At 53.9% G+C, this 4471-nt stretch carries 5 protein-coding genes; all 5 read right to left on the bottom strand.

Going from position 1 to position 4471, the window contains the following annotated elements; translation table 11 throughout:
• Positions 1-1820 (bottom strand): TipJ family phage tail tip protein (gpJ, locus tag ACTTKG_RS09295; protein ID WP_442673928.1); only part of this gene is annotated, 1820 nt, incomplete at its 3' end.
• On the bottom strand, positions 1817-2206 hold the full coding sequence (locus ACTTKG_RS09290; protein ID WP_442673927.1) for a C40 family peptidase: 390 nt from the start codon (positions 2204-2206) through the stop codon (positions 1817-1819). The genes gpJ and ACTTKG_RS09290, both read right to left, overlap by 4 nt.
• A gap of 4 nt (positions 2207-2210) precedes the next feature.
• The gene (locus tag ACTTKG_RS09285) at positions 2211-2798 is read right to left on the bottom strand and encodes a DUF1833 family protein (protein ID WP_442673926.1); all 588 of its coding nucleotides are present in this window, start codon (positions 2796-2798) and stop codon (positions 2211-2213) included.
• 3 nt (positions 2799-2801) lie between these two features.
• Entirely contained in the window at positions 2802-3167 is a 366-nt protein-coding gene (locus ACTTKG_RS09280; protein WP_442673925.1) for a hypothetical protein, read from the bottom strand.
• Positions 3168-4471, bottom strand: a 1304-nt coding sequence (locus ACTTKG_RS09275; RefSeq protein WP_442673924.1) for a hypothetical protein, incomplete at its 5' end; no start/stop codon positions are given. It abuts the gene before it with no gap.

The following is a 4471-nucleotide window of genomic DNA, read 5'->3' as shown; positions in this document are numbered from 1 at the left end:
TGTGAGCGGCGTTTCACGCCGAAAAGCGAGAGCTGTGCTGTGTTGTCCGTCCAAGTGTTGTCTTTGTTGTAGTTCGGCGAGCGAATCGTCATGACCGAATTTTTGAAGTCGTTTTCTCCGTCGTTGTAGGTGACTTCGATGGCTCTCGCTCTGTCCTCTTTTGATGAAAAAGATCCCTTGACCGTCGATACGGTCGTCCGTCCTTCACCGAAAATCTGCGTCATGGCTCCCGGGCGATCAACGACAATGCCGTAGTTCCTGCCGTGCGGGATAATGACGGCGTGCCCGATGTTCGCCGCTTTTTGCGCGGCGCTCATGCGCTTTTGCGTCGTGTCGAAGATCGCATCGAAGCGAAAGCGCGGCTCTTTCTTACCCTCTTGGTTGAGGATTTCTTCATCGGCATACGCTGCCGCAGATTCCCACTCTTCCCAGTAAGCCGCCAACGATTCTTTCGCCACGCCGTCCGCGACGAACTCATATTTATCCGTGTGGATGTTCTTGAGCCTGCGGCAGTGGTGCAGAATGTCATACGCTGCCCAGATCGGGTTGTCTGCCGCTTTTTCGACATAGGCTTTTTGGAGAGGGTTCCATACATAGATGGTCTTTCTCCTCTGCCGCCAGTTGACGGATGGGATGCCGCTCGAAAGCTGATTTGTCGCCAAGATACGAAGTGCGACAAGCACCTTGTTTGGACGGCTGTATACGCCCTTCGTATAAGAGGTCATGATTGTCCATTGTGTGAGTGTCTGATAGCGCGTCGTCGTTGGGCGCTCCGTCAAGGTGATGCGAATGTCGTACTGTCCCGGCTCCAAACCCTCGACGGAAAACGTCCGACGTACAGCATCTGCCGTCGCCATAGTCACGCTGTAGGCGTAACCGATGTGTTCTTGACGGTTGAAGTTATGCCACGAATCTTCTTTCCCTTTGCGGTACTCCAAAATGAATTTGACTGTCGCACTGTCATATCCGCCTGAATCATTGATACGATACAGACCGCCCGGCCATTCCAGCGTGACCTCAAGAGCAGAGGCACGCTTGCTGTTGCTCGTCCTCACGACGGATGTTCCCTGCACAAGCTCCACACCTACGGACTGATCGAGCGGTGTATTCTTGAAGAAGGAAATCGGCTTCTGGTCATTCGTGCCAAAGCGCGTCTCTATTTCTACGCCGTTGAAAACACGGATGTCCGTATAGTCTATGCGGATGTTGTCGATAGAATCGACAGGACCGTAGCCGCCGCAGTACAAGAGGTTCAGATATTGCTTGTCGCCGACCGTTTCGACGTGCGCTTCCAATAGCTGCGCCGCTGGCAAACATTCGCCGTAGGTTTCGCCGATAATCTGCCCTGCGATTGTCGTCGGCGTAGGGATGTCCCAGCCGTAGGAGCGACTGGTTTCCTGCTCGTTCATCCAGCTCATCTTCGGCATCTGCTGCGGGAAAATGGAGTTTATAATTTTGCCGCCAAGAAACATGACTGCACCGGATGCCAACGTCGCGCCAATCGTACCGCCTGCAAACGCGCTTCCAAGGACGCCCTTCCAAAGACCGCCCGCAATGGCGCCCGCATACATAGAAAGGGCGATCATAGCCACGAATCCTAAGATACTTTTCAACGCGCCGCCCTCGATATGCGGCATGACGATGATCTGTGATCCGTCCTGCGGATATGTATGCTCGATGTCTTCGACACGCGCACCGTTCAAAAATACATCCCTCGCCGCCGTATCTACATAAGTGCAGACATTCCCCTGATTGTAGCAGGCATATCGAATTTCCTTTTTCATTTCAAAGGGATTTTCTACCATCACAATCTGAATCATTTTTCTGCCCCTTTCGGCTTATAGAATCCGACAATCCGCGAACGCCAGCGCGTCAAGCGGTCGATGCAGACACCCGTCGCACGGTATGCGTGGATGAATTTCCCGCCGCCAAGGTAAATGCCTACATGGTTCGCCCACACTTCAGGATCAAGGCGAAGGAGAACGAGACAGCCTTTTTCCGGCGCTTCAAGCCGCATCCAGTCCATCTCTTCTGCGGTCATTTCGCGTGCGATTTCAGCCGTGCGCATGGCGCTGATCTGATAGTCCGGCACGTCGATTCCCTGCCTGCGGAACATCTCTCGCGCCAAGCCCCAACAATCAAGCCCTATTTCCTTATCGCGCCCGCCGTCGATGAACGGCGTGCCGATCAAGTCCTCATACTTCATACGCTTATCGCCCTTCCTGTATGCCCGGCTCACCGCCGAACCGCTCCGGCACAAGACAAGATTCCAGATTGTTCCGGCACTCTTTCGCGCCCAGATAGCCGCAGCGGATGTCACCGCAGACAAACGGGCAGAAGTCCGTAAGGTAGCGCCACATAGGGAAGCGGTCGGCGATTTCCGACGAGGCGCCCAGCGTGAAGGAAATCCACTGCTCATCATAGTTCGCCGCATTGACGACGAAGGCAAGTTCCATTTCCGGCTCCGGTACGTCCAAGAGTTTTGCATTGACAATGAACAGGCTGACTTTGGCATCGACAAGCCCATCGTACTTTTGCAGGTACGTCGTCAAAAGCCCGCCGCCCGAGCTGATTTTTAAGTTCAGTGCAGGAAGCGTCTTGCCGTCCTCTTCATAGTTGTCGATCTCCAGCGGGAACGCCGTCCACGTCGCACCATTCCAAACGACGTCCTCTGTGTTGCGGACAAGATAGATGGGAGTAACAAGCATCGCATGATTGACCTGTACAAGAATCAGAAACGGTGCATCGGTCGCCAGTTTATTCTTTTCAAGCGTCGCGATTTTTGAAAAGTGATTCATGCGTCACACCTCTTCGAATTTCAGCGTAAAACGATAGCCGGGATAGCTGTATTGATACGATAGCGGTTCAGAGAAGCGTACCGTGTGCGTCTCTTTCATATCCCAGTCGATGAAAGAGAATGCTTGAAACGTGCCGACTTTGCGATAAAAATCGAGCAGCTTTTTCATGCGCTCTTCGGGCACGGCGTTCCATGTGAACGTATACGTCCGTATCATGCGCGTCGTGCGCGGGCGCGTATGTTTGTAGCCGGCATCGCTCGTCGTCGCGATGGTGCTGTCCTGCACGCTCACAAGGTGAGAGCTGCCGCTGTTCGATGCTGTAGGAAGTTTCGGTCTGCCGATGTCAGGGAAATTAAGCAGCTCTGCCATTTAAACGCCTCCCAATGCTGTTTTCAGATTCGTTTTGGCGCCGCCGACGTTGCGATTGACGCCGTCAACGACGAAATCAAGGACAAGTCGCTGCAATGAAGGGTCAAAGCTCTTGTTCTCGACTCTGGCTTTACCATCCGTCTTGTTTGTGATGTTGACGACGACGGTCGGCGCTTTTCCCTGCCCACCGCCGATCGCGCTCAAGTTGCGCTCGTTGAGTGGTATGACGGCTTCATGCTCGCCCGCCTCGCCGATCATGGCGAGCGTCGGCGCCGTGACGATGCCGCCTTTGGCGAACATACGCAGCTTGGGCGCACCGCCCGCGAGGTGAAAATCTGCCATCGGACTTCTGTAGCCGATGGACGATATACCGCCAAGAGACGTTGCGCCCGCTCCAAGTGATCTCCCACCGCTGAATGCTCCGAGGATGTTGTCCACCCAGCTTGCTGCCAAACGCTGTGCGGCGATTTTCGCGATCATGGAAAGCACACTGTTGCCAAAATCCTTCAAGACTTCCTGTGCCGACTTCGCTCCTCGGATAAAATCTGTCATGGAATCCGACAACGTACCGTAGATGCTCTCGGCAGTGTCGGCGATGTATCCTGCCATGCTGCCGTGCGCCGCTTTCCATATCTTGACGTATGTATTGGCGAGTTTTTCCTGCCCTTCCATGTTGAGCGTGCTTTCCGTTTCCGTCTTGCCTTCAATACTTCCGAGATGTGCGACAAGTTCGGCGACTTTTCCCTCACTCTGCAAATATCCGATATATTGCTCATGCGCTTTTTTCAAGTCCTGTCGCCGCTTCTCCTCAGCTTTGGCGAGCTTGGCATAGTACCATTCTGACACTGCCGCCTTGGACTGCCAGTCGTCTTGATCGCGCATGACTTCTTTTTCTTTTTCCTTGCGCTCATCGGCGAGTTTTCGCACGGTGGCGGCATATTCCGCTTCTGCCAAGGCTTTGTAGTCGTGCAGCACTTCGGCGTTCTCGCGCTTGGCGTCATTTGCTACTTGCTGAAAGGCTGCCTGCCACTTTTCCGTTGCCTGCTGCTCCATCGCTTTTGCATACTCGTCCAACTGCTTATTCAGCAGATCAACGGTATTCTGCGATACGCCTGATTCTTTGATCTTATTGATCTGCTGACGCTTCTGCTGTACATCCTGCTTGATTTGCTCTACGTTCTGCATGTACGCAGTATCTTCAAAGCCGCCGATCGCGTTCGTCATGGTCTGCGCGAGGTTCAGCGCGTCCTTTCTGCCCTGTTCGAGCTTCCTTGCCGCTTCTTGCGCCTGTCTTGCGGCTTCGG

Origin of the sequence: Selenomonas sp., from assembly GCF_052169755.1 — a bacterium.
In the GTDB taxonomy this organism is placed as follows: Bacteria; Bacillota; Negativicutes; order Selenomonadales; family Selenomonadaceae; genus Selenomonas.
Note: the sequence above shows the minus strand (reverse complement) of the source record. Positions and strands in the feature narration are given on the sequence as shown.